Below are 25,988 nucleotides of genomic sequence, written 5' to 3' on the forward strand. Positions count from 1 at the left end.
CGACCCGTCGGGCGAGTCTAGGCTCGCCCGACGGGCCATGATGACAATAATGCCCGACCAGAGCGCCGGGCCAAGAGGTAAGCAAGCAGATGGGTAAGCCCACCGGTTTTATGGAGATCATGCGGCAGGACCGCCGCTATACACTGGTCGCGGATCGCGTCAACAATTACCGCGAGTTCACGGTCCCACTGACCGACGAGGAGATCTCCCGCCAGGGCGCACGCTGCATGGACTGCGGCATCCCGTACTGCCACCAGGGCTGTCCCATCAACAATATCATTCCGGACTGGAACGATCTCGTTTATCAGGGCAACTGGCAGGAAGCCATCGAAGTGCTGCACAGCACCAACAATTTCCCGGAATTCACCGGAAGGATCTGCCCCGCTCCCTGTGAAGCGTCCTGCACGCTGAACCTGACCGACGAGCCGGTCACGATCAAGACGATCGAATGTTCGATCATCGATAAGGCCTGGGAAAATGGCTGGGTTCAGCCACAGATCCCGCAGCACCGCAGCGGCAAGCGGGTCGCTGTGGTCGGCTCGGGCCCCGCTGGACTCGCCTGCGCGCAACAACTCGCGCGCGCCGGGCATAACGTCGTCGTGTTCGAGAAATCCGACCGGATCGGTGGCCTGCTGCGCTATGGTATTCCGGACTTCAAGATGGAAAAACACCTGATCGATCGCCGCATCGCTCAGATGCAGGCCGAGGGCGTGATCTTCCGACCCAATACGAAGGTCGGGGATGACATCCCCGCCCAGAACATCGTCAATCACTTCGACGCGGTGGTGCTGAGCGGTGGTTCGGAAAAGCCGCGCGACCTGCCCGTTCCTGGCCGTGAACTCGACGGCGTCTTCTTCGCCATGCAATTCCTGACGCAGCAAAACCGCCGCAACGCGGGAGACACCGTAGCGGACGACATCGGCATCCTCGCCACGGGCAAACACGTCGTCGTCATCGGCGGGGGCGATACCGGCTCCGACTGTATCGGCACGTCCATCCGTCACGGTGCTGCAAAGGTCACACAGATCGAGATCCTGCCCAAGCCCCCGGAGAAGGAAGACAAGAGCGTCACTTGGCCCAACTGGCCGAACAAGCTGCGGACTTCGTCCTCTCAGGAAGAAGGCTGTGAGCGCATGTGGTGCATTGCCACCAAGCGGTTCGAAGGCGAAGACGGCCGGGTAACCCACATGGCATGCGCCAAAGTGGAATGGGTTCAGGATAACGGGCGCTGGGTCATGAACGAGGTTCCCGGCAGTGAATTCACCCTCAAGGCGGACCTCGTTCTGCTTGCGATGGGCTTTCTCCACCCCGTCCACGAGGGCCTGATCCAGGAACTGGCGGTCGCGACCGACGAGCGCGGGAACGTCAAAGCTGACACGCTCAGCTACCGCACGACGCTGGACAAAGTCTTCGTCGCCGGCGACATGCGTCGCGGGCAATCGCTGGTGGTATGGGCAATACGCGAGGGGCGTCAAGCCGCCCGGGCAGTCGACGAGTATCTGATGGGCCGTTCGGAACTGCCTCGTTGAACCGTTGCTGAACTGCTTCCGGAGGCAGAGCGGGTGCCCGATTGGCAGTGTCGGACCCGCCCCGCGGCCACATCTGAAGTAGACCAAACTTGAGTCACCGGCGTCCCGACGATGATGGCGGCGCGCCGGAGCCGCCCTCCCCGGGCGAAGCCGCTCCGCGATGAGCTGTAATCGGAAGCTGATGAATCCCCCGCGCAAGTACCTCCGCAGCCTCTCCCAACTGGCGGCCCCAAAGGCGTGACCCGCACACTGACACTGATCCGTGTATTCGGGGCGATGTTGCTGGTCTACAGCCTTGCCGACGTGCCGCCGATTCTCGTGTCGCTGGCCTATCGGGATGGCATGACCTCCCACTTCGTGCAGGACATGACGGTCACTGCAACCGCAGGGCTGATCTTCTACCTCATCGGACGGCCGTTCGAACGCGAACTCAAGGCCAAGGACGGCTTCCTGCTGGTCGTCATGGCGTGGACCGGAGTCGCGGCATTCTCCACTTATCCGTTGATGTCTGCCATCCCGGGACTTTCCTTTACGGACGCGTATTTCGAGGCGATGTCCGGCCTATCGACCACCGGCGCAACGGTGTTGACCGGCCTTGATCAATTGCCAGCCTCGGTCAACTTCTGGCGTCACGAGCTCAACTGGCTGGGCGGAATGGGCATCATCGTCCTTGCGGTTGCCATCCTGCCGGTCCTGGGCGTGGGTGGTCGCCAGATGTTCATGGCCGAGACGCCCGGACCAATGAAGGACAGCAAGCTGACACCGCGTATCACCGAGACCGCCAAGAATCTCTGGCTGATCTATGCAGGGATCACCTTGGCCTGCTTGCTCTCTCTGAAGCTGGCGGGAATGAACTGGCTGGATGCGGTCTGCCACGCCTTCTCGGTGATGGGACTCGGCGGCTTCTCGACTCACGATGCCAGCATCGGTTATTTCGATTCGCCAGCCATCGAGTTCGTCCTGATCTTCTTCATGCTGATCGCGGGCATGAACTTCGCCACCCACTTTCTGGCCTTCAATGCCCGCAACCTGAATCCCTACCGCCATGACATCGAAGTCACACCGTTCCTGGTCCTGGTCTTGGGCAGTTGCGCCGGCATCGCGATCTACCTGTGGCAGCAAGGGACCTATGCCAGCGTGTGGACCGCGCTGAGGTACGCCAGCTTCAACCTTGTGTCCATGGCGACGGATTGCGGCCTAGTGAGTACCGACTTCAACCAGTGGCCCATCTTCGCGCCGCTCTGGATGCTGTTCCTGAGTTGCATCAGCGTCAGCACAGGCTCCACCGGCGGCGGAATCAAGATGATGCGGACTTTGATTCTGCTGAAGCAGAGCCAGTTGCAGATGTTTCTGCTGACGCACCCGTCCTCGGTAAATCCGTTGAAGCTGGGGCACATGGTGATTTCCGAGAACATCATCCTGTCCGTTCTCGGCTTTATCTTCGTCTACTTCATGAGCATCGTGATACTCACGCTACTCCTGATCGTCAGCGGCCTGGACCTCGAGTCGGCCTTTTCCGCCATCCTGGCCTGTATCAACAACGCCGGCCCTGGGCTCAACAAGGTTGGCCCTGCGACCAACTACGCGATCCTGACGGACTTCCAGACCTGGATCTGTGCCCTCAGCATGTTCCTCGGACGCATCGAGGTGTTCACGGCCCTCATTATCTTCACGCCGACTTTCTGGCGAAAATGACGTCTTAGCGAGGACTGTGCCGCCCTGGCGCAGCGTCTCCTTGACCGGAGGACACCGCACCGGGGGGGGTCAAAGGGTCAGTCGGACTTACCGCTTCAGACCCGCAGCGATCTGCTCGTGGATGTGAGCCAGATACACGTGACGATCCGCAGCTTCCTGATAGCTACGGGAGGCCGCATCAGCATGTTCGATCAAGTCGAGCAGGTTAGGATCACGGCCGTAGACGTCGTGCTTGTGCTCCTTGTAAGCCAGCGCCTGGTTGCGCAGTTGCTGCGCCTTCGCGCTCTCGGCCTTGGCCTCGTCCGAGTACATCGCGGCAATCTTCAGGTGATCAGCCTTGGTCTTGGCCGTCGCGATCAACACGTCGATCTGCACATCCTCTGCACTCTCCCGACGGACAGGTTCTGCGTCGGCCGCAAACAGGACATTACCAGCGCCAAGCGACGCCAGGGCCAGCGCTACGATGGACCATTTTTTCATTAGTGCTCCTCAAAAATGTGATCGGTACCGAAAACCGCAGGACACGCCACGTAGCTGGAACAACCCGCACTACCCGTTGCGATGTCAATCCGCATTGTTGCAGCAGTTACCCTCTTTTTCCATAGAGGTTACAGCCTTATTAACGATTGGAAACAGTATTCGAAACGCTTCACCGCGGACCGGCAAGCCCACCGGACACTCATCTTGCCCGCGACCAGGGCGACCAAACGGCCCGCGAGGGGTGCGGTTCCGCTTACAGAAAAACCGACGACGGCAAACCGTATTACCGGTCCTTCAAGCGCACCGCCAATACATCGCAGCGGGCGTGATGAATCACGCTCGTCGCCGTAGATCCCAGGAGCAGCTTGACCCCGTGTCGGCCATGCGAGCCGACCACGATGAGATCGATAGCGCGTTCCTGTGCGATGCGGACAATTTCCGTCTTGGGGCTTCCCAGTTCGACCAGGCGACGGTCTTCCGGCACGCCGAATGCCTGTCCCGCCTGATCCATGCGCGAGCGGGCCGCGTCCAACATCTGGTCCGTCAAATCGATTTCGAATGGCATGACGGGACCATAAGTGGAGTCGACCACCGGGAGGCTCTCGACCACGTGCACCAACGTTAGATCGGCCCCATAGCGATCGGCCAGATCTTTTCCATGCTCACACACAAACGTCGCCGACTCGGAAAAGTCGAGGGCAACCAGAACATGTCGGTAGGCCTGCATGATACGTCTCCTGTTTTTTGGCGAACTACGCACCAACCAATCTGCCGCGATGATACACCCTGTCGGCTGGAGCCGGCGGAGGTTCAGGCCGGGAGGCCAAACAGCATCGTCATGATCGTATAGGTCACGCCAACATAGGTGAGGGCAAGTATCACGCCGAAGGCGAGCGGCTGCGACACCGCCAAACGCAGCACCTGTGCAATCACGGCGAGGTGCCACACGGTCAGCGCCACCAGACCGAACTGTAATCCGGGAGCGTCCGGCCGCGACAGCCACCATGACAGCAACAGTGCGCCCGGGAGACTGATCAGTGCATCCGTCGCCAGCAGAGCTGTGACCGTCTGCAACAGCCGCGGCAGCCGGTTTGTGACCCTCAACAGCACCCAACAGAACATGAGCAGCAACAGCGACTCGGTGACTGCTTGACCTACGGCTTCCAGCCAGTCGTTCTGTAGACTCAACAGCGCGATCCCAACCATCCAGTAGGCAACCAGCGCGAGTCCGAACAGCAGCCGCGAAGCCGGCACATCCTGTGGCCCTCTCTTGAACAGACAGATATCAACGAAGAGAACGATCAGTTCCATCATCTGTCTCCGATGGGCTCGGGTAGTGCCTCCTCCAGCTCGGCCAGTTCCAGCGCCTCGCTGTGCGACAGCCATTCCGTCTCCGCCGCCACCAGCGAGCGAGCGATGCGGTCACGCTCGCTCGACAGTGCACCGAGCCGGGCTGGCCCGGCCGGGTCCTGATACAAGCCGGGATCCGCCAGACCCTGTTCGATTTCCAGCATCCGAGCATGCAAACGTTCGATCTCCAACTCAGCCTTGCGGACTGCATTTTGCAGCGGCCTCAAGCGGGTCCGGCGATCAGCTGCAGCACGACGCTGGTCACGCGGTGAACCGCTGGCATTCGTCTCGCCGCCCTCACCCCCGCCGCCGCCCGGCCGTTCCCGGGACCGTTCCCGGGACCGTTCCCGGGACCGTTGCCGGTAATCGTCCAGGTCGCCCGGAAAAGGTGTCACGCACTGATCCTCGACCAGCAGGAGTTCATCCGATACTGCCCGCAACAGGTACCGATCATGGGAAACCAGCAACAGCGCGCCGGTGTAGTCCTGCAACGCACGCGCGAGCGCGAAACGCATGTCGAGATCGAGATGGTTGGTCGGTTCGTCGAGCAACAGCAGATTGGGTCTCTGGTAGATCAGCATCGCCAGAACCAAGCGCGCCTTTTCCCCACCCGAAAAGGAATCTATCGGCTCGAAGACGCGGTCGCCCGAGAAACCGAAGCCGCCCAGAAAGGACCGAAGGTCGCGTTCTGTCGCGCCGGGATCCAGCGCCGAAATGTGCGCGAGCGCCGATTCACCCGCATGCAGTTGCTCCAGCGCATGTTGGGCAAAGTATCCGATCGACAGATCGGGTGCGGGCCGCCAGTGCCCCGTGTCCGGTGCATACTGACCCGAAAGCAGCTTCATCAGGGTCGACTTGCCGGCTCCATTGCGCCCGACCAGGGCGAACCGATCGCCTGGCATCAGGCTCAGGTTCACCTGATCGAGGATGACCTTATGTCCCAGTACGACGCGCGCCTCTTCGACCTGCAATAGTGGCGCAGGCAGCTTGGCCGGGGCCGCGAAGCGGAAGTCGAGCGGCGAATCCACATGAGCCTGGGCAATCACGGTCATCCTGGCCAGCGTCTTCATCCGGCTCTGTGCCTGCTTGGCCTTGGTTGCCTTCGCCTTGAAACGGTCGATGAATGATTGGACACGGGCGATTTCGCGCTGCTGCTTCGCCGCTTCGGCGTTACGCTGAGCGAGCAACTCGGCGCGCTTCGCCTCAAAGTCAGAATAGTTGCCCGTATACAGCGTGACTGTGGAATTCTCGATGTGAAGGACGCGATCCACAACGGCGTCCAGAAAGTCGCGGTCGTGCGAAATCAGCAACAAGGTGCCTTCGTAACCGGCAAGCCACTCCTGCAGCCAAATGACGGCGTCGAGGTCGAGGTGATTGGTCGGCTCATCGAGCAGCAGCAGGTCGGAGCGGCACATAAGGGCGCGCGCAAGATTCAGGCGCATCCGCCAGCCGCCCGAGAATTCGTTCAGAGGCCGGTCGGCATCCCCTGCACCGAACCCGAGGCCGCTCATCAAGCGCGCCGCGCGCGCGCGCGTCGCGTAGCCGCCTATGGCTTCGAACCGAGCCTGCGCTTCGTCCAAACGTCGACCGCCAGCGGCGAACCCCCGATGCAAGACTCGTTCTAGCTCGCGAAACTCGGCATCGCCATCCATGACGTACTCGATGGCCGCACTTTTGCCCGCAGGGGTCTCCTGCGCAACATGGGCAACAACAGCATTCGGGATCAGGGAGAACTCGCCTGAGTCGTTTTCCAGTTCGCCAAGAATCAGCCGCAACAGGCTTGACTTGCCGACGCCGTTGGCACCGATCAGGCCGATCTTGAAACCCCGGTGGACGGTGAAGCTGGCATCCGAAAACAACAACCTGCCGCCGCAACGGAGTGCCACGGCGTCGAAGCTCAGCATAAACGAACGCGCGAAAGTGGCGTTAAATCGAGCTGCCGACAGACGTCAAGCCGAAACGGAATCGGCCTGTGAGATGCGCTCGTCAGCTGCCTTGATGAACTCATGCAGGTTACCCTTGGAGATGGTCGCCCGCGGAACGATCAGCGCGGCGCGAGGGCCAACGAAGACGAAGGCATACTTTTTCGTCACTTCGATGCGCAGAACGTCCTGCCACGGAGTGAGCGACTCCCCGGTTGCATTGACCTCGACGAGATTCGCGGGATCGACGCGCAACGAAAACTTGCCCAGTATCGAGGCCCTGTCATCGGAGGAGTAGAGGCTGCGTATCTGCCGACGCAGGCTCCACTTCATGTAGGCAGGCACTCCGAACCCCCAGGCCAGCGCGATCACGGCCACGTAGATCGCGGAGAGCGAATCCTTGTAGTAGAACCAGAGGAGCAGCGATACCAGAACCATGAAGCCCGGGACCTGGGCCTGATGTCGACGGAATTGCTTGCGCAAATCCTCGGATTGCTGGGCGAGATGCTCATTGAAGGCGATCAGGTCGCGTTCCCGGACCTCATAGGAAATTTCAGTCATGACGTTAGCGAGATTTTGTCAGCGGATCTGGCGCAGTGCGAAGCGCAACCAGCCGAGCTCATTGTTGGAGAAATGGCGTAGTATACGCAATATTGCGGGAGGCTAGTCTGTAGGCTGCCGGCGCCCCGCCCGCTCACGACTGACGGCAGGAGGATAACGATGAAAGGCGATTCCGGCATACTGCAAAAGCTCAATGCACTACTCACCGGCGAACTGACGGCTGCGGACCAGTATCGAGCTCACTCCCGGATGTACCGCGACTGGGGTTACACGAAGCTATTCGAACGCATTGACCACGAGATGCAGGAAGAACTGGCCCATGCCGACGCCTTGATCGAACGGATCCTGTTCCTGGAGGGCGTTCCCGACCTCGGATCGCGATTGCCGCTTAATATCGGACAAACCGTACCGGATATGTTTCGCAACGATCTGCAGGTCGAATACCGCGTCGTTCAAGAACTGCGCGATGTGATCAAGGCCTGTGAGAGCGCTGGTGACTACCGGACCCGCGAGGTCCTTTTGGGACTCTTGCGCGATACCGAGGAAGATCACACCCACTGGCTCGAAACGCAACTTGGGCTGATCGACCAAATCGGTTTGCAGAACTACCTGCAGTCGCAGTGCTGACTTGGGGACCGCCCAGGACCGGCCGCCGCAAAACCACGACCGCCTATTGATAATTATTCTCACCCAACCTAAGATACGGGCGTAGTCAACAAAGCGTCCCGTATCATGTACGTTTGCATCTGCAAGAAGGTTACTGATAGCCAGATCCGCCGAGCGGTTGCCGAAGGCGGCGTGTACAACATGCGCACGCTGCGCCGCGAGGTCGGCGGTTGCGACCAGTGCGGCAAGTGCGCCGCCGAGGCCAAGCGCATCCTGCGCTCGACTCTGGAAGAAAGCGCAAGCTTCGAAAACTGCGCGACCGCGTCGTCCTGACCTCTTCCAAAGGCCGAGGGTTGCACCCCGGACTAAGGAAGGTCGTCCTCACTCACCAAGACGTCCATACTCAGCCGGCGCGAGGCCGAGCGACGGGTTCCGGGCTTGCCCGCAGCGGTCCTCATCCTTTTGCCCGAAAGTTTATTTGACGCATCAAGAAAAAGAGGGCCCGTGGGCCCTCTGTAAATGCGACATCCCTGTCGTTCTCGCCAATCGACCGATAATCAATCCGCGTGCGCCAAGGCACGCCAGGATCAGAACGTCACAACGACGTCCGTGGAGAACAGGAGCTGATCTTTGCGGTTGCCCTGGTAGCCAACGTCGGCGCCGCCATTGTTGAAGGCGTTGACGCTATCCGACCAGTCGTAGCGGATGTTCGGCCGCACCATGACCCACTGCAGCGGCTTCCAGTTCAAGCCGAGCGTCACTTCGTAATAGCTTGCTGGCTTGTTGAATCCATAGGCGTTTGGCTGGATCTGGCCGAGCGTACGACCGGGTGAGAACACGCGGGTTCCGTCGTCATCGCGGAACCACTCACCACGGATACCCACACCCAAGGTGTCGGTCATGTCGTAGAACAGATACGAGTTGATGCCATACCAAGTGGCGTTCTGGACCTTTCCGGATGCGTCGATCGCCGCCTGATCGGCAAAGCCATGGTCATGCTGGAGGACAAAGTGCAGGTCCTCGGTGATATCCTGCTGCGCGACGAGGCTGTAAATACTGACGTTGTTCGGGTTCTTGCCGTTGGCGTCGCCAGCCGTACCGGTGGCGGCCAGGGTCGTGCCCCAATCGGTGTTTTTGTAGGTCAAGCCGCCAAGGAAGGCCCAGTTGTTCATCCCCTGATCAAAGCCGCCGTCCCAGCCACCGAACTGGCTGCCGGTCACGCCGCCGCCGGTGAAGGAAAACTGGTCGTCGATGTTGTAGCTGAACAGCACGCCGGTATGCGTGAACGGTTCGCCGTACTGCATGGTGTACGCATGCGAGTAGAAGAAGTTATCCGGCGCGGTCACGACTTCGTAACCGATGATCGTATAGAAGTGACCGATCTTGGCCGTGATGCCGTTGCCGAACGGGGCGTAGACTTCCAAATAGGCCTGAGGAATTGCCGTGCCGAGGAAGCGCTCGTTCCACAGGTTCAAGTCCCAGTGTCCCTGCGGGGCGCCGTAGGCCTGGGTGAAGATGGCATCGGTACCGAACATGAAGTCGCCGCGGAAACCCACATCCCAGTCGTCGCCCTCGCCGGCGACCTCACGCTGGATATAGAAGTAGGTCTGGTTCAGCTGCAATTCACCGGTACGGTCGCCGAACGTCACCGGACCGTTGAAATTGCCCGGCGAGTTGTTGAAGTTCGTGCTGACACCCACGTTGATCCAGGCGCCAATCTTCAACCCCAGATTCTTCATGAAGTCGCTCTCGTTCGGATCCCCGAACGCCCAGTCGGCGAAGCCGGTCGTCTCGCCGATGTCTTTCGCCAGCCCGGGGACCGCGATCGCGGCGGACAGTAGCCCGCAGATAATGGGGGCCAAGCCCGAGACAGCGTTTCTGTTTTTTGTCATCGAAAACTCCTTACTTTCCACGCTGTTGTACGTTGCACGCCTTATGCCAAAAGCCAGTCGACTGTTTTGTATAGCGATGCATGACAAGCAGAAGACAGAAACGCACCATATTGGGGCTGCTTGTCCCATTTTTGCACCAGCACAACAACTTTTGCAAAAATGCACCGGGGGAGTAAGGGCTAACGGTCTGGAGCATGCTCGCCGAAGGCTGGCACGGTTGGTTGAAGCTTGGAACCCATCCCTTGGATGCGGCACAACCGGCGAGACGCCAGGCGTATCTCAGGCCAGCGTGACCACTCGTGGGAGTCGGCGGGAGCCGCCATCGAAACAAACTGGGCGATGCAGGCCGCGGCGCCTGCGAGACCTGCGCAACGCGCGACGCAGACGGAGGTAAAAGTCAGGCCGGACCGCACCGATTCAGGGCGTCAACACAGGCGTCGAGATCGACATGGCACCGGTGCACCCATTCTTCGCCCCAATAGAAGTTGCAACTCGTCTCGGCGCGCAGCAGGCGCCACCAGGCTTCGTCGAGGGCGCATCGATCAAGCTCCGCTGCCGGTGTCTCCTTGCTCGCGGCACGCTCCAAGGCTGCGTTTACCAGCAGACTTACCGCGTTGACACGTGCAAGCGCATCACGCTGCGATTGGGAACCGGTCCACTGCGTGAAGTCCCGACCGTGGTGCCAACCGGTATTCCAGGCTCCCGTCTTCACGTGCACTTCGCCATACGCACCAAAACGGTTCAGATAGTCCGTGATGAACGTCGGGCGGATCAGCCCGACGGACTTTGTGTGTTCGAGCAATTCGGCGTAAAAGGCGCCCCAGAAGTTGGCGGCCATGTTCGTGTTGCGAAACCAGCCACCGTTTTCGCCATCCGTGCAGGTCGTGACCAGCGGCGGGAAGTCGCACCAACGCGTACGCTCCTCTACTTCCCGGAGAAACCACGAATACTCCATGCCTGATTCCTGGGCATCGGACAGTTCCCGATCGCGCACGATGACCACGATCGAATCGTCGCCATGGGTCGCGATATGGGGCCGATAGCGCACCTCCTCCCAACGCATGTCCGTCAGCGGTTCGACATGCTCGCTGTCGACGATCACATAGCGGTAGCCATAGCGCTTGAGGAGCGGAATCAGCTCCATCGAGAACGCCATCTCAGGCGGCCAAAACCCATCGAAGCGCTCCCGCCAGAACAGGTGGCGGGCCGTTGCAAGCCAACGTGACAAATGTTCGCCCCGGTCCTGCTCCGGGATCAGCGGCAACACGGGATGGTAGTATCCGGTCCCGAGAATCTCGAACAGTTCGCGATTCTGTAGGTGCCAAAGCACCGAACCGCAATCGACGATGCCGTAGGTCCGGGACTGGAAGTCCGGGTTTGCAAGGTCTTCGAGCAGGGTACCCGAGAGCGACAGATGAACGCGCGCAAGCCCTTCGTAGTCCCACAGGGCGCGTGCCATCCGATCGTAGGCGAACAAGATTTCCTTGGCCTCCCAGGGCGCCTCGGACAACAAGTAGTCGAGATTACCGGGCGGTTGATGGAGATTCAGAACGAGTGCGTGGTGTATCGTCGACATGGCGGCAATGACGGCTGTTTAAGCGAACGCAACGAGCGAACCGCACCGGCAGAGCGCAACCGGTCCGGGGTTTCGGTCCGGGGGCCATGCGCCTTGGAGTGCCGCCCCCTCCCCGAAAGTTAATGTCGGGGTTTGAACAAATCGTAATAATTTGCAGCCGACTCCTCGGCCACCCGGGCCACGGACACTCCCTGCAGTCCGGCAATGAAATCGGCCACATGGGCCACGTAAGCCGGGTAGTTCGGCTTGCCACGCATCGGGGCCGGAGCGAGGTAGGGCGCATCCGTCTCGATCAGGTAGCGATCGCGCGGCACGCGTCGCGCTACGTCCTGCAGCACCCTGGCATTCTTGAACGTTACGATGCCCGAGAACGAGATCAGGAAGTTCTGATCCAGCGCCTGACTGGCTTCAGCCCAGTCTCCGGTGAAGCAATGAAAAACACCGCCGACCGAGCCCGCGTTCTCTTCGCGCAGAATCCGCAGGGTATCTTCGGACGCGTCGCGGCAATGCACGATCAGCGGCTTCTGCAGCGCCCGCGCCGCCCGAATGTGAGCGCGGAAGCGCTCCTGCTGAACGGCCACCGGGCAGTCCTGCCAATGGTAGTCGAGCCCGGTCTCGCCGATGGCGACAACCCGCGGATCGGCGCCGAGCGCCAGGAGTTCCGCCTCGGTAGCGGCGGCCGTCTCGCCTTCGTTCGGATGGACGCCGACCGACACGTCGATCTCCATCCAAGCCTCGACGAGTTGCCGCATCGCCACGTAGTCGGCGAGATTGATCGAGACGCACAGCATACGGCCGAGACCGGCCGCGTGAGCGTGCTCGATGACACCCGAAAAGTCTCCGCTGTAGGGCGTCAGGTCCAGACGATCGAGATGGCAATGGGAGTCAACGAGCATCGGCGGTACTCATACAGCGTTGGCAGCGCAGGCTTGGATGCCCTGCCGGACTACATCGTAAAGGTCGGACGGTCAGCCTCGACGATACCGGCCAGGTAATTCTCGATGCGGCTGCGGGTCGCGCCACCGTCGTTGTCGCCGAATTGTACTCCGACACCAGGCGTGCGATAGCCTTCGGCCGCTTTCGGCGTGACCCAAACGACCTTCCCGGCCACCGTAACGCGTTCGCTCTCGTCCATCAGGGACAGGATCAGGATCACCTCGTCGCCGACCTGATAGCTGCGGTGGGTTGCCACGAACAAGCCGCCATTTCTGACGTACGGCATGTACGCCGCGTAAAGCGCACTCTTATCGCGGATCGTGACGGACAAGATGCCTACGCGGGCACTGGAGTTGTCTTCGTTCATCGTACGCGGCGCGGTCCACTCACCGGTCGCCGCGCGCAGTCCGGCAACAGGCTATCGCGAGTTCTTCGAGCATCAGTGTGCGGTTTGCCTGACCGGACAGCGCGCGCTTCGCGCCGAAGGCGAGATCGAGCACGCGATACAGTGCACGTAGTTTCAGTCTGGCCGCGAGCGTGCTCAGACTCGAGCCAAGGTCCGGATTGTGCACTGCACGGGGACCCGGCGCGATCTTCAGGCGAATGAGATCTTCCAGCCAGGAAATCAAGCACGATACCAACTCCTCAGAGCCGAACTTTTCCCAACGGCCCGCGACCTGTATGGGGTCCGCGGCACCGGTAGCCAGCGCTTCGAAAGATGTCAGGATATCGCGCCGCGCGACCAGACGGGAGGAATCCAGGCTGCGAGCGAGCAGCGGAGCGCCTCGCGCGACGATGACACGCAGCTGCGCCTCTTCCGACGGCACGTGGTTCCGCAACCACGCCTCGGTCGCCGCACGCGGCGGCAAGGTCACCGCCACCCGCTGACAGCGACTCCGAATCGTTGGCGGCACGGCGCCGGGCTGTTCCGCCAACAGCACGAAACAGGTTTGCAGATCCGGTTCCTCCAAGGTTTTCAGCAAGCTGTTGGCGGCGTAGCGATTCAACCGGTCGACCCTTGGCAGTACCACCATTCGATTATGGGCGTACTGTGGCCGAAGCGACAGCGATGCAATGATGTCGCGGACGAGATCCGTCTTCACCGCCTTGCCCGGTTCCGGCGACTCGACGATCATGAAGTCCGGATGCGTCTCCGCCTCCAGCAGGCGACAGGCCCCGCATTCGCCACAGGCAAACTCGCCTCTTTCCGAAGTACACAGCCGGCGCGCGGCGAAAGCTCGCGCCAGTTCCATCTTGCCCGTCCCCGCGGGGCCATGCACCAGCAGCGCGTGCGGCACCCGTCCGTCGGCGAGATAGGTCCGCAGCGCAGACCAGGCGCCCTCCAGCCATGGAAAGGCAGTCAGCAGATCAGAGCCAGGAAGCACAGCGTTGCTCCAGCGCAGCGAGAAGGTGGCATCGCACCGCTCCGGCCGGACCCGAGGCATCGATCACGACGATGCGCTCCGGGAATGCCGCGGCCCGCTCCAGATAGGCATCGCGCACGCGCTCCTGGAAAACGAGCGCCTCGGACTCGAAACGGTCCGTGCCGCCCCGCGCGAGCGCACGAGCCCTGCCGACCTCGACCGGAGCGTCCAGCAGCAGCGTGAGGTCCGGTTGCAGCGCTCCCGGCAAGAACTGCTCCAGAAACCGCAGGTTCGCCGCAGGAACCCCGCGGCCCCCGCCCTGATAGGCATAGCTGGAATCCGTGAAGCGGTCGGAAACGACCCAGCACCCCCGCGCCAGCGCAGGCCAGATGACCTCTCGAACGTGCTGCACACGCGCGGCAAACATCATCAATAATTCCGCCTCGACGCAAACGTGTTCGCCGTGCAACAGCAGCGCCCTCAGTCCCTCCCCCAGTTGCGTCCCGCCCGGCTCGCGTGTCACGACGACCTCACGGCCCCACGCCCGGATCCGTTCGGCAACAGCCTCGAGACAGGTCGTCTTGCCGACACCCTCCCCGCCTTCCAGCGTGATGAAGCGCCCGCTATTCATCATGCCGTTGCTGCTTCAAGAATGCCGCTACCGCGCGCTGATGCTCGGCCAGAGTGCTCGAAAATACGTGGGACCCGTCACCCGCGGCAACGAAGTACAGGCTGTCGCCCGCATCCGGGTGCAGCGCCGCCTGCAGCGACGCCAGCCCCGGCATCGCAATTGGGGTCGGCGGCAAGCCAGCCCGGGTGTAGGTGTTGTAGGGTGTGTCCGAAAGCAAGGCCTGCCGCGTGATGTCACCGCGATAAGCGGCTCCCATACCGTAGATCACGGTCGGATCGGCCTGCAATCGCATGCCGCGACGCAGGCGGCGTACGAATACACCGGCGACCCGAGGCCGCTCGGCATCGATCGATGTTTCCTTCTCGACGATCGATGCCAGCGTCAAGGCTTCCGTCGGCGTCGCGTAGGGCAGCCCATCCTGTCGCTGGCGCCATTCCGCTTCGAGCACCGAGGCCATTTTCTCGTTGGCCCTTCGCAGCAACTCGGTATCCCGATAGCCCTTGGCGAACACGTAGGTATCCGGGAAAAAACGTCCCTCCGGATGTTCTCCGGACAGACCGATGGCGGCGAGCAATTCGTCGCGACCTCGATCCGCCAAGGCGTGCTCAAGGGCCGGATGGGCATGCACCGCATTCAGGATCTGATCGAAGGTCCAGCCCTCGACGAAGGTGATCGAGTGGTGACGGGTTTTTCCGGACACCAGCAAGGCGAGCAACTGGTCGATCGAGACATGGGGAGGAATCGCGTACTCACCGTACTTGAGATGGCGCGCCACGCCTTTCCAGTAGGCCTGGAAAACCAGCCATTTCGGCCATTCGGAGATCCCCTCGGCGCGAAGGCGCCTCGCTACCCCGCGCACGCTATCGCCCTTGCGGATCTCAAAAATGGTCTCGCTGGAATTTGCCGAAACGGCCCTCACTGCGCCGAGAAACTGTGCCGCAAGGAACAGCAGGCCAGCCGAAAGAATGGCGACACCCGCCCAGCGCCAGCGACTCACGCCGTGCTCCCGGTTTCGGCGCGAATCCGGGCCTCGAGGTGCCCATGAAGGCGCTGCGTCACCGGCCCCACTGTCCAGCCGAGGTTGTCCAATGCCACGACGGGCCAGATCCGGATCAGGCTGTTGGTCAGGAATACCTCACTGGCCGCGCCCAATTCATCGACGGCCACCCGCCGAACTTCGGTTCCAATTCCCCCAGCAGCTGCGAGCTCCAGTACGACCGAACGCATGACACCTGCCACACCGCATTCAGATAGGTCGGGTGTCACCAAGCGCCCTCCGACAACCAGGAAAACATTCGACATCGTTCCCTCGATCAGGGACCCGACATTGTCCAGCATCAGACCCTCCTGAACGAACGCATCATCCCACTCGCTGCGGGCCAGGATCTGCTCGAGCCGGTTCATGTGCTTGATTCCCGCAAGCGCAGGATTGATACCAAGGCGGGACCGGCAGAGCGTCACACGCACTCCCGACTCCGATGCCTGGCGTGACTGGCTGACGTATTCCTGCAGACTCAGAACCCGCGTCGGCGGCATATCGGCGGTCGGACGGTAACCACGCGGGCCGGACCCTCGCGTGATCTGGATCTTCAGTACGCCATGAGTCTGAACACGACACAATTGCCGGACCTCGGGCTCCAGCACGGAAGCCCCGGGAAACGGGATACCGAGCCGGCCACAGTCCCCAGCCAGACGCATCAGATGAAGCGGGAGGAAAATCGGGTGTCCGGCCAAGACCGGCAAAGTCGTGAAGACGCCGTCGCCGTACTGGAAGCCGCGGTCTGCTGCCTCGATGCAGTGACCGTAACGGCCGTTGATCAACAGCATGGCACTCATCTGCGTAAAGACCTTGCGCGACGCGAGACAAGTCTTCGCAGCGGCTCATGCGATCCTGCCGGGCCTGCGCACCGGCGTGCCGACACCATGGCCGGCTTCAAACCGACTGGGAGGCTCAGCGCCAGCGCTTGAAAATCAGCGTGCCGTTCGTGCCGCCGAAGCCGAACGAGTTTGACATTGCAACCTCGAGCGGGACTTCGCGGGCCACATGCGGCACGTAGTCGAGATCGCACTCCGGGTCCGGGTTATCGAGATTGATCGTCGGCGGGATCACCTGATCCCGCAACGCCAGAACGGAAAATATCGCCTCCACTCCGCCGGCAGCGCCCAGCATGTGTCCGGTCATCGACTTCGTCGAACTGATCGGGACCCGGTAGGCATGTTCGCCCAAGGCCGACTTGATCGCTTGCGTCTCGGCAAGATCACCAGCCGGTGTCGAGGTCCCGTGCGCATTGACGTAATCAATCGCATCGGCGTTCAGGGCAGCATCACGCAACGCCAACCGCATGCATCGTGCAGCGCCCTCGCCATCCTGCAATGGCTGCGTCATATGGTAGGCGTCAGAACTCGTCCCATAACCGATGAGTTCGGCGTAAATCTGCGCTCCGCGCCGCCGCGCATGTTCCAGTTCCTCGAGCACGACCACACCGGCACCGTCGCTGAGCACGAATCCGTCACGGTCCCGGTCCCAGGGTCGACTGGCCTTCTCCGGATCGTCGTTGCGACGGGACAGGGCGCGCGCTGAAGCAAACCCGCCCAGCGATGTCGGAGACGTCGCCATCTCGGCCCCGCCGGCCACCATCGCGTCCGCATCGCCATACTGGATGATCCGGGCGGCCTCGCCGATATTGTGGGTACCGGTCGCGCAGGCGGTCACGATCGCGATGTTCGGGCCCTTCAGTCCGTATTTGATGGACAGATTCCCCGAGATCATGTTGATGATGTTGCTCGGTACGAAGAAAGGAGAGATCTTCCGCGCGCCCCCTTTCAGGAAGGCGTTGTGACCTTCTTCGATCCCGGTGATGCCGCCGATGCCCGCGCCGATCGCGACGCCGATCCGTTCCGCGTCGTCCCGCTCGGCCGTCAGGCCGGAATCCTCCAGCGCCTGACACCCGGCGGCCAGCCCGTAATGGATGAAGACATCCATTTTCCGTGCTTCCTTCTCTGGGATGTAGCGGGCAATATCGAAGCCCTTGACGCTGCCTCCGATGCGGGTTGCAAAACCCGAAACGTCGAAGCATTCGATGGGGCCGATACCGCCGCGCCCCTCCCGGACGTTGGTCCACGACTCGGCAACGGTGAGGCCGACAGGCGACACCATGCCGAGCCCCGTGACGACGACACGTCGTTTGGTCAAGGGTCTACCTGCTTGGTCGAAAAGATGGAACGCCCCGGGGCTGCCCCGGTTGCGGAAATGGCAGGAGGGTCGGGAAGACTCAGGAGTGGCTTTCGATGTAATCGATGGCCTGCTGGACAGTGGTGATTTTCTCGGCGTCCTCGTCCGGAATTTCGCATTCGAATTCCTCTTCGAGCGCCATGACCAATTCCACGGTGTCCAGCGAGTCAGCGCCGAGGTCGTCCACGAAGGAGGCTTCGTTGGAAATCTCGTCCTTCACTCCAAGCTGTTCGGCAACGATCTTCTTGACACGTTCTGCAACGTCGCTCATTTCAAATCCTCGATTGTTCTCATTGTCTGTGAGGCGCACATAGTAAAAGGGAACATTCATCAATACAAGACGACGGATGTACCCCTTTACCTCCACTGAAAATTCGCCCGCCGCGGCGCAAACGGCGTTCGATGAACGGTCCCCCGGTCCGCGCTTCGAACCGTGGCAAGTTCCAGCCGCCCGGTGTGCCAGCGGCTCCCGCCGCGGCACGCACCGAACCCGCAGCCCACGCTAGGGCATCAGCATCCCGCCGTTGACATGCAGGGTCTCGCCGGTGATGTAAGCCGCCTGATCGGAAACGAGGAAGGCCACAGCCGCGGCGATCTCGTCGCACTGCCCGAGACGCCCCAGCGCAATGCTGCCGAGCAGCGCCGCCTTGTGTCCCTCGGGCAGCGCCTCGGTCATGTCGGTCGCAATGAAACCGGGAGCAACCGCGTTGACCGTGATGCCACGAGACCCGACTTCCCGGGCCAGTGACTTCGTGAATCCGATCATGCCCGCCTTCGACGCCGCGTAGTTCGTCTGTCCGGCATTACCCATCGCACCCACGACGGAGCCGATATTGACGATGCGCCCGGTCTTGGCCTTCATCATCCCGCGGATGCACCCCTTGCACAGGTGGTATACCGAGGACAGGTTGGTACGGATGACCCCGTCCCACTCTTCATCCTTCATCCGCATCAGCAGATTGTCCCGCGTGATGCCGGCGTTGTTCACCAGCACAGTCGGCGGGCCGAATTCCTCGGTGACCGACTTCAGAAAGGGCTCGATCGAGGCCGCATCGGAAACATCGAGCACGCGACCGACGCCGGACAAGCCCGCTTCGGCGAACATCGCGCCAATACCGTCAGCCCCGGAGGTCGTGGTTGCGGTAGCAATCACCATCAAACCATCGGCAGCCAAACGCAACGCGATCGCGCGCCCGATGCCGCGGCTGCCTCCGGTTACTATTGCGATCGTCTCGCTCATGTCATCAACTCCCGTGCCACAGCGAAGCTCTCCAGATCATGAATCGGTACCGACCGGCAATCGGGGACGATTCGTTTGTTCAGACCGGCCAGCACTTTTCCGGGTCCACACTCGACGATATGTGTCACGCCCTGACCGACCAGATGGCGGACCGTCTCGGTCCACCGCACCGACTCGTGCAACTGCGCAGCCAGTACGTCACGGAGGTCGTCTGCATCCGGATGCTCGCCCACATCGACGTTGTGAACGACGCGCACGACTGAGGGAGCGATCGATACGGACGACAGCAAGGCGCGCAGTTTGCCGGCCGCATCGCTCATCAGCGCGCAGTGGGAAGGCACGCTGACCGGCAACATCATGGCCCGTTTCGCCCCGGCCTGTTTCGCCTGTTCCACGGCGGTCGCAACCGCTGCCGCATGCCCGGCAATGACGACCTGACCTGGCGCATTGAAGTTCGCGGCCGCGACCAGCGCATCGGGGGTCGACAGTTCCCGACACAGGTGGCCGACCTGCTCGTCGGTCAGACTCAGCAAGGCCGCCATCGCACCGACACCTTCAGGCACGGCTTCCTGCATCAGTTTGCCGCGCATCCGGACCAGTTGGACGGCGTCAGCGAAGGCGATGCGTCCACCACACACTAAAGCGGTGTACTCGCCCAGGCTGTGTCCGGCCATCCAGGCCGGACGCGCGTCCGACTCGGCCTGCCAGATCCGCCAGACCGCGACGCCAGCCGCGAGCATCGCCGGCTGTGTGTTTTCGGTCCGATTCAGTTCCTCGGCCGGACCTTCGCTGACGAGCCGCCACAGATCGAGGCCCAAGACCTCCGAGGCCTCTGCGAAAGTGCTCTCGACCTCGGGCCGGACCTCGGACAGGCTGCGCAGCATCCCGATGGACTGGGAGCCCTGACCGGGAAACACGAAGGCCAACTGCTCGGATGCGACTGTCATGTCTGCTCTGTCTCCGTCGTTCAATACCGAACCAGCGCGGAACCCCAGGCAAACCCCCCGCCGAAGGCCTCCATCAGGATATTCTGTCCTGGGCGGATACGCCCGTCGCGAACTGCGGCATCCAGCGCCAGCGGCACCGAGGCCGAGGAGGTATTGCCCTGCTTCTCGATGGTCACGACCACCCGATCCATCGACATCCGGAGCTTCTTCGCCGTGGCCGTGATGATCCGGATATTCGCCTGATGCGGCACCAGCCAATCGATATCCGACTTCTTCATGTGGTTCTGGGCCAAGGTCTCGTCGACGATCCGCCCCAAGGTGTTGACGGCGACCTTGAACACCTCGTTGCCCTGCATCTGCAGGAAGCCGGATTCGTCCCCGTTCGTGCCGGGCGCCGAGCGACTGGGCAGGAAGAGCAGATCCTGATACTGACCGTCCGAGTGGATATGCGTGCTGAGGATCCCCGGCGTGTCCGAAGCCTCGAGCAAAACCGCGCCGGCCCCGTCACCGAACAGAATGCAGGTACTCCGGTCGCTCCAGTCGACGATGCGCGAATTGATCTCGCTGCCGATCACCAGCACCCGTTTGGCGTGTCCCGAACGGACATACTGATCGGCGACGCTGAGTGCGAAGATGAACCCGGAGCACGCCGCCTGCACGTCGAAGGCCGCACAGCGCCTTATCCCGAGCCGCTGCTGTACCAAACAGGCGGTACTAGGAAAGACGCGGTCGGGGCAACTGGTTGCAACGATGATCAGGTTGATGCTGTCGGGATCGATGTCCGCCATCTCGATCGCGGCGCGGGCTGCGTTCTCGGCCATGCTCGAGGCGGTTTCCCACTCCTCGGCCACGCGTCGCTCGCGGATGCCGGTCCGCTCGACGATCCATGCATCGGAGGTATCGACGGTCTTGGCAATGTCGTCATTGGTGACGACCTTTGCCGGCACGTAGCCACCGGTGCCGACGATGCGCGCGAACCGAGTCAAGCGGATTTCCTCTCCGCAAAGATACTGGCGATCCGTTCCTCGATACGCATCGGTACCGCCTTCTCGACTTCCTTGGCAGCGATCATGATGGCATTCGCGAAAGCGATGCGATCGGCGTTACCGTGACTCTTCACCACGATGCCGCGCAGCCCGATCAGCGTGGCCCCGTTGTATTTGCGGGGATCGATCCTGTCCTTGAAGGACTTGAGCACGGGCACCGACGCCAGCCCGACCAGCTTCGTGAGCCAGTTTCGCCCGAATTCCTGCCGCATCAGCTGGCTGATCATCTTGGCCAGACCTTCACTGGTCTTCAGCGCAACGTTCCCCACGAAACCATCGGTCACAACGACATCGATAGACCCGGAATACAGGTCGTTACCCTCGACATAACCGGCAAAGTTGATATGCGAATCGGCGATCAGGCGCGCGGCCTGCTTGACCTGTTCATTACCCTTGATCTCCTCCTCGCCGATATTCAACAGCCCGACGCGCGGATTGTCCTTGTCTTCAACGGCGCGAACGAGTTCATAGCCCATGACGGCGAACTGGAGCAAGTGCTCGGCCGAGCAATCGACGTTCGCCCCAAGGTCCAGCACATGGGTATGTCCGGCCACTGATGGAACAGCCGAGATGATCGCCGGACGATCGATACCCGGCAGGGTCTTTAACACGAACTTGGCGATCGCCATCAGCGCACCGGTGTTACCGGCACTGACGCACGCATCGGCCGTCCCGTCCTTGACGAGATTGATCGCCACGCGCATCGACGAGTCTTTCTTGTTCCGCAGCGCCTTCGATGGCAGTTCGTGCATTTCCACGCGCTCCGAGGCGTGATGCACGCGCAGCCGCGCTCCGAAACGCTGCTCCGTGCCCCCCACGAGGGGGGCCACCTGTGCCTCGTCGCCAACGAGGATCAGGCTCAACGCCGGATTGGCGGTCAGACACTCCAGTGCAGCCGGAATCACGACCGGGGGACCGAAGTCACCCCCCATCGCGTCGAGAGCTATTGTTGTGGGCGAGATCACGCGCACCTACCTGCAGCGTGTGGACGAGAATGCGGGGAGGGCGTCGACGCAGCGAGCCTATTCGGCCTCGACCTCGCTCTTCGGCGTAAAGATGCGACGACCGCGATAGTAGCCGTCCGGACTGACGTGGTGGCGCAAATGCGTTTCGCCAGTCGTGGCCTCCAGCGACAGAGCCGCGGGACGCAGCGCATCGTGCGCACGACGCATGCCGCGCTTTGATCGAGTTTTCCGGTTCTGTTGTACGGCCATACCTTGTACCTAGCTCCTACCTAATTCTGCTTCGTATTGGATGGAAACAAACCCGCCAGATCGGCAAACGGCCGCCGCTCTGCCTTCCCGCCTGCAACCCCTTCTTGCTCGACAGTTTCGCAGACCTCATGCCGGGGCACCTGAGGAATCGACAGCAGGATCTCGTCTTCGACGATCTCGGCAACACGTAAAACGCGCGGCTCGTCGAGGATCACGGGCTCGAAGGGTTCGGGCAGCCGGTCCGCCTGCTCGATGGAGCCGACGAATCCGAGGACCACGTCCCTATCGATGGCGTAAGGCAGATCGCCGAGACAGCATTGACATTGCAAGACCACTTCGGCCTCGACCCGTCCACGCGCCCCTACCACGACACCCTCTTTCGCAAACTCCAAACGGAAGCGAACCTCCCCTGAGGTCGCAACCACTTGATCACGCAAGCGCTCCATTGCATAGAGGGGAATTGCTCCGGCGACGACCCTGCCCTTCTCAGCAAAGTCGACAGGATCGATGATGTCCGGCAGCCCCTTCGACATAAGCGCGGGATGATAGCGCGAACTGGAAACGCATGTCAAAACTCCACACTGCCCGCATGCCCGCCCAAACCCTTCGCCGACTCAGAGGCACGGGCGTGCCACGGGCTTCAGATCGAGGCGTTGTTCCTGCTGCAGTGCGAGTGGCTCTTCCTCTTTATCACCTGCGCGCCCGTAGAGACGGATCCAGTCTGCCACGATAGCCGACGAGCGCGGGGAGAGCTGAGACCATGCGAAGCGCCAGCGCCAGTTGGCGTCACTGAGCGTCCCGGGCGTATTCATGCGATGCCCCGGACCCAGAGCCAGCAGATCCTGCATCGGAATCATGGCCAGGCGAGCGTCCGACGCCAGCGCGCTGCGAATCAAGGCCTCGGGCATCGGAATCTCGGGAAACCCGAGATACGCGTAAACGTGTTGCTGCTCCTCCGGCTTGAGCCCGGCGAACCACGACACCGTAGTATCGTTGTCGTGCGTACCGGTATAGACAACACAATTCGGCGGATAATTATGCGGCAGGTAAGGATTTTCCGGACCGCCATCGAATGCGAATTGGAGAATCTTCATGCCAGGCAGTGCGAAACGGTCGCGCAGCGCATCAACCTCCGGGGTGATCACACCGAGGTCTTCAGCAATTAACGGCAACGCCGTGCCGTCCCGGGCAAAGGTCCGCAGTGCCGTCTCCAGCAGACGCTCCCCCGGCGCCTTGACCCAGCGCCCTTCGATCGCCGTTGCGGCATCCGCAGGAATCTCCCAGTAAGCTTCGAATCCGCGAAAATGGTCTATTCGCACCCAGTCGTACAGCGCGAACTGGCTGCGCAGACGACCGAGCCACCACTGGAAACCATCCGCCTCCATGACCGCCCAGTCGTAGTGCGGGTTGCCCCAGCGCTGACCGGTCGCCGAAAAATAGTCCGGCGGCACACCGGCCACGACACGCGGCTGACCCTCGGGTGTCAGATCGAAGTATTGGCGCGAGGCCCACACGTCCGCACTGTCGCCAGCGACAAAGATCGGCATGTCCCCGAACAGCAGCACGCCTTTCTGTCGCGCGTAGTCCCGCACGACGTTCCATTGCGTATGGAACACGAACTGCTCGAATTCAAAACGCGACACGTCCGCGGCCAGACGGCGACGCGCCACGGCGAGAGCCGCCGGCCACCGATCGCGCAGCGAGGCCGGCCATTGTTGCCAGGGATCCTGACCGCATTCTTCGCGCACCGCCATGAACAGCGCGTAATCGTCGAGCCACCATTGGTGGTCGGCCACGAATTCCCGGAATGCCACGCGCTCGGGCGTACTTTCGGGCAGGCCCTGAAAAGTCTTGAAGGCATCGGCGATGGCCTGCCGCCGGGCCCGCTCGGTCTCGATCGGCGTAGAACCCGGATCGAATCGGGCCAGCCAGCCCTTCTCGACGAACCAGCGCGGATCAATCAGCAGCGGACTGCCGGCGTGCACCGACAAACATTGGTAGGGAGAACCGTCGGGATGGGTCGGGTTGATCGGCAAGGTCTGCCAGATCGAAAGCCCCAAATCGGATAACCAGTCGACGAACCGAAGGGCATCGGCACCGAGGTCGCCGTTGCCGGCCCCGCCGGGCAGAGAAGTGATGTGCAGAAGAACCCCGGCACGGCGGCGATCGAGAATACTGTTTGCCTGTGTCACGCTGGACTGATATCCCCCTTGCGGATCAAATGGCGCGACCACGGAAACCCGTGCTCGCGGTTAAGACCTCGGAGGCAGGACCGCCCCGCCCCCTGAGTCGGCCGACCGCCCCCCAACCGAAAAGCGTACCGCAACGAGTACCCGGAATACTTAAGACGTCGCGGCAGCGGTCTCACCTGGCGTAATGCAGTTTCTGGCCCAGGTCATCGGGGGTTACCAGCACTACGCCACCCGGACTGACATGGAAGCGCTTCGCGTCTTCCGCCGGATCCTCACCAATCACGGTGTTCGGCGGAATATTGCAGCCCTTGTCGATGACCGCCTTGGTAATCCGGCAGTGCCGGCCTATGTTGACGTCCGGCAGAATCACGGAATCTTTCACAACGCAGAAGCTGTTGACGCGAACATTCGAAAACAGCAGCGAGTGGCGGACCTCAGAACCCGAAATGATGCAGCCCCCGGAAACCATGGAATCGACCGCCATGCCTCTCCGGTCGGGATCGTCGAAGACGAACTTCGCCGGCGGTGTCTGCGCCTGATAGGTCCAGATCGGCCATTCATTATCGTACAGGTTCAGTTCAGGGTCGACATCGATCAGTTCGATGTTGGCGGACCAGTACGCGTCCAGGGTCCCGACGTCCCGCCAATAGGCCTGGACGCCGCTCTGCACGTTACGGAACGGATATGCAAAAACGCGGTAGTTCTTGAGCACCGCCGGAATGATGTCCTGACCGAAATCGTGGCTCGAGCCGACCGTATCGGCATCCTTGATCAACTGCTCGAACAGGAAGGCGGTGTTGAAGATGTAGATTCCCATCGAGGCCAGCGTGTAATCCGGCCGACCCGGCATCGGCGGCGGATTCAGCGGTTTCTCGATGAACTCCCGGATACGGGAGTCCTCGCCCACATCCATGACACCGAAGGCACCGCTGGCCTCTTCGAGCGTTACTTCCATGCAGCCGATCGTCAGATCGGCCTGATTCTCGACATGGGCGGCCAGCATCAGACCGTAGTCCATCTTGTAGATGTGATCACCGGCCAGCACGACGATATACTCGGGCGCCCGCTGCCGCAGGATGTCGAGGTTCTGATACACGGCATCGGCGGTACCCGAATACCAGGTATCCACCAGGCGCTGCTGGGCCGGCATGATATCGATGAACTCGCCGAACTCGGCCCGGAGGAAACCCCAGCCCTGCTGGATATGACGGATCAGCGAGTCCGCCTTGTACTGGGTCAGCACCCCGACGCGGCGAATACCCGAGTTGAGGCAGTTCGACAGCGCGAAATCGATGATACGGAACTTGCCGCCGAAGGGCACCGCGGGCTTGGCCCGCCATTCCGTGAGTTTGTGAAGTCGGGAGCCGCGTCCTCCGGCAAGGATCAAGGCCATGCTCTGCCGGGTGAGGCGACTGACGAAACGCGATGAATGGCTTGATCCTGGCATGTGCAACTCCCGATGCAAGTGGTTCACGGCCCCTTGAGCGCGGGCAATAAGGGCTCAAATTTGTTACCATCGCCGGTCAACTGGTAGGCCTGTTGTCGGCTGCTGGGCGGACGAATTGTACTATTAGA

27 protein-coding genes are annotated in these 25,988 nt (G+C 61.6%); 4 read left to right on the forward strand and 23 right to left on the reverse strand.

Features of this window, described 5'->3' with window-relative positions; genetic code table 11:
* The first annotated feature begins 89 nt into the window (after positions 1-89).
* Positions 90-1,529 carry a glutamate synthase subunit beta gene (locus tag BWR02_RS00075; protein WP_139555760.1) on the forward strand — a complete coding sequence of 480 codons (1,440 nt, stop codon included), beginning with the start codon at positions 90-92 and terminating at the stop codon, positions 1,527-1,529.
* 237 nt (positions 1,530-1,766) lie between these two features.
* Positions 1,767-3,224: a TrkH family potassium uptake protein gene (locus BWR02_RS00080; RefSeq protein ID WP_139555761.1), complete on the forward strand. Its 1,458-nt coding sequence runs from the start codon at positions 1,767-1,769 to the stop codon at positions 3,222-3,224.
* Positions 3,225-3,311: 87 nt separating this feature from the next.
* On the opposite strand, the gene BWR02_RS00085 is transcribed toward BWR02_RS00080, so the two are convergent.
* The 5 genes from BWR02_RS00085 to BWR02_RS00105 all read right to left on the reverse strand — a co-directional run bounded on the left by BWR02_RS00085 (position 3,312) and on the right by BWR02_RS00105 (position 7,537).
* A complete protein-coding gene (locus BWR02_RS00085) occupies positions 3,312-3,704 on the reverse strand; it encodes a hypothetical protein (RefSeq protein ID WP_139555762.1) in 393 nt (130 codons plus the stop codon).
* A gap of 283 nt (positions 3,705-3,987) precedes the next feature.
* Complete coding sequence (locus BWR02_RS00090; RefSeq protein ID WP_139555763.1) at positions 3,988-4,431, reverse strand: universal stress protein; 444 nt, start codon at positions 4,429-4,431, stop codon at positions 3,988-3,990.
* Between the two features lie 83 nt (positions 4,432-4,514).
* Positions 4,515-5,015, reverse strand: coding sequence for a hypothetical protein (locus BWR02_RS00095; protein WP_139555764.1), 501 nt, complete (start codon positions 5,013-5,015; stop codon positions 4,515-4,517).
* On the reverse strand, positions 5,015-6,958 hold the full coding sequence (locus BWR02_RS00100; protein WP_139555765.1) for an ABC-F family ATP-binding cassette domain-containing protein: 1,944 nt from the start codon (positions 6,956-6,958) through the stop codon (positions 5,015-5,017). Before BWR02_RS00100 ends, BWR02_RS00095 begins: the two co-directional genes overlap by 1 nt.
* A 45-nt stretch (positions 6,959-7,003) precedes the next feature.
* The gene (locus tag BWR02_RS00105; RefSeq protein ID WP_139555766.1) at positions 7,004-7,537 is read right to left on the reverse strand and encodes a YcxB family protein; all 534 of its coding nucleotides are present in this window, start codon (positions 7,535-7,537) and stop codon (positions 7,004-7,006) included.
* 159 nt (positions 7,538-7,696) lie between these two features.
* Between BWR02_RS00105 and bfr the strand changes: the two genes are divergently transcribed.
* Together bfr and BWR02_RS00115 are read left to right on the forward strand one after the other, a co-directional pair.
* Positions 7,697-8,164, forward strand: a complete 468-nt coding sequence (gene bfr, locus BWR02_RS00110) for a bacterioferritin (protein ID WP_139555767.1) — start codon at positions 7,697-7,699, stop codon at positions 8,162-8,164.
* Positions 8,165-8,269: 105 nt separating this feature from the next.
* Positions 8,270-8,476 carry a (2Fe-2S)-binding protein gene (locus tag BWR02_RS00115; RefSeq protein WP_139555768.1) on the forward strand — a complete coding sequence of 69 codons (207 nt, stop codon included), beginning with the start codon at positions 8,270-8,272 and terminating at the stop codon, positions 8,474-8,476.
* A 254-nt stretch (positions 8,477-8,730) separates the two neighbouring features.
* Here the strand turns inward: BWR02_RS00115 and BWR02_RS00120 are convergent, their stop codons facing one another.
* The 18 genes from BWR02_RS00120 to glgC all read right to left on the reverse strand — a co-directional run bounded on the left by BWR02_RS00120 (position 8,731) and on the right by glgC (position 25,860).
* Positions 8,731-10,035 (reverse strand): porin, encoded by a 1,305-nt coding sequence (locus tag BWR02_RS00120; protein ID WP_139555769.1) that lies wholly within the window; start codon positions 10,033-10,035, stop codon positions 8,731-8,733.
* A 397-nt stretch (positions 10,036-10,432) separates the two neighbouring features.
* Entirely contained in the window at positions 10,433-11,611 is a 1,179-nt protein-coding gene (locus BWR02_RS00125) for a polysaccharide deacetylase family protein (RefSeq protein WP_139555770.1), read from the reverse strand.
* Between the two features lie 119 nt (positions 11,612-11,730).
* Positions 11,731-12,507 carry a TatD family hydrolase gene (locus BWR02_RS00130; protein WP_139555771.1) on the reverse strand — a complete coding sequence of 259 codons (777 nt, stop codon included), beginning with the start codon at positions 12,505-12,507 and terminating at the stop codon, positions 11,731-11,733.
* A 50-nt stretch (positions 12,508-12,557) separates the two neighbouring features.
* The gene (locus BWR02_RS00135) at positions 12,558-12,914 is read right to left on the reverse strand and encodes a PilZ domain-containing protein (RefSeq protein WP_139555772.1); all 357 of its coding nucleotides are present in this window, start codon (positions 12,912-12,914) and stop codon (positions 12,558-12,560) included.
* A gap of 19 nt (positions 12,915-12,933) precedes the next feature.
* Positions 12,934-13,932, reverse strand: a complete 999-nt coding sequence (holB, locus tag BWR02_RS00140; RefSeq protein WP_162559950.1) for a DNA polymerase III subunit delta' — start codon at positions 13,930-13,932, stop codon at positions 12,934-12,936.
* Positions 13,916-14,542, reverse strand: coding sequence for a dTMP kinase (gene tmk / locus BWR02_RS00145; protein WP_139556176.1), 627 nt, complete (start codon positions 14,540-14,542; stop codon positions 13,916-13,918). The genes holB and tmk overlap by 17 nt, the downstream gene beginning before the upstream one ends.
* Positions 14,535-15,539: an endolytic transglycosylase MltG gene (gene mltG / locus BWR02_RS00150; protein WP_139555774.1), complete on the reverse strand. Its 1,005-nt coding sequence runs from the start codon at positions 15,537-15,539 to the stop codon at positions 14,535-14,537. The genes tmk and mltG overlap by 8 nt, the downstream gene beginning before the upstream one ends.
* Positions 15,536-16,369: an aminodeoxychorismate lyase gene (gene pabC, locus BWR02_RS00155; protein WP_139555775.1), complete on the reverse strand. Its 834-nt coding sequence runs from the start codon at positions 16,367-16,369 to the stop codon at positions 15,536-15,538. The genes mltG and pabC overlap by 4 nt, the downstream gene beginning before the upstream one ends.
* 124 nt (positions 16,370-16,493) lie before the next feature.
* Entirely contained in the window at positions 16,494-17,735 is a 1,242-nt protein-coding gene (fabF, locus tag BWR02_RS00160; protein ID WP_139555776.1) for a beta-ketoacyl-ACP synthase II, read from the reverse strand.
* A gap of 79 nt (positions 17,736-17,814) precedes the next feature.
* On the reverse strand, positions 17,815-18,045 hold the full coding sequence (gene acpP / locus BWR02_RS00165) for an acyl carrier protein (protein ID WP_129882511.1): 231 nt from the start codon (positions 18,043-18,045) through the stop codon (positions 17,815-17,817).
* 231 nt (positions 18,046-18,276) lie between these two features.
* Positions 18,277-19,014: a 3-oxoacyl-ACP reductase FabG gene (fabG, locus tag BWR02_RS00170; protein ID WP_139555777.1), complete on the reverse strand. Its 738-nt coding sequence runs from the start codon at positions 19,012-19,014 to the stop codon at positions 18,277-18,279.
* Complete coding sequence (fabD, locus tag BWR02_RS00175; protein ID WP_139555778.1) at positions 19,011-19,961, reverse strand: ACP S-malonyltransferase; 951 nt, start codon at positions 19,959-19,961, stop codon at positions 19,011-19,013. Before fabD ends, fabG begins: the two co-directional genes overlap by 4 nt.
* Before the next feature lie 20 nt (positions 19,962-19,981).
* Positions 19,982-20,947, reverse strand: coding sequence for a beta-ketoacyl-ACP synthase III (locus tag BWR02_RS00180; RefSeq protein ID WP_139555779.1), 966 nt, complete (start codon positions 20,945-20,947; stop codon positions 19,982-19,984).
* On the reverse strand, positions 20,944-21,969 hold the full coding sequence (gene plsX, locus BWR02_RS00185; protein ID WP_268921371.1) for a phosphate acyltransferase PlsX: 1,026 nt from the start codon (positions 21,967-21,969) through the stop codon (positions 20,944-20,946). The genes BWR02_RS00180 and plsX overlap by 4 nt, the downstream gene beginning before the upstream one ends.
* Positions 21,970-22,029: 60 nt before the next feature.
* A complete protein-coding gene (gene rpmF, locus BWR02_RS00190; protein WP_129882516.1) occupies positions 22,030-22,221 on the reverse strand; it encodes a 50S ribosomal protein L32 in 192 nt (63 codons plus the stop codon).
* Positions 22,222-22,241: 20 nt separating this feature from the next.
* Positions 22,242-22,754 (reverse strand): YceD family protein, encoded by a 513-nt coding sequence (locus tag BWR02_RS00195; RefSeq protein ID WP_139555781.1) that lies wholly within the window; start codon positions 22,752-22,754, stop codon positions 22,242-22,244.
* Positions 22,755-22,835: 81 nt separating this feature from the next.
* On the reverse strand, positions 22,836-24,413 hold the full coding sequence (gene malQ, locus BWR02_RS00200; RefSeq protein WP_236101775.1) for a 4-alpha-glucanotransferase: 1,578 nt from the start codon (positions 24,411-24,413) through the stop codon (positions 22,836-22,838).
* 172 nt (positions 24,414-24,585) lie between these two features.
* The gene (glgC, locus tag BWR02_RS00205; protein ID WP_139555782.1) at positions 24,586-25,860 is read right to left on the reverse strand and encodes a glucose-1-phosphate adenylyltransferase; all 1,275 of its coding nucleotides are present in this window, start codon (positions 25,858-25,860) and stop codon (positions 24,586-24,588) included.
* Positions 25,861-25,988 lie beyond the last annotated feature (128 nt).

Source organism: Methylotetracoccus oryzae (genome assembly GCF_006175985.1).
GTDB lineage: Bacteria > Pseudomonadota > Gammaproteobacteria > Methylococcales > Methylococcaceae > Methylotetracoccus > Methylotetracoccus oryzae.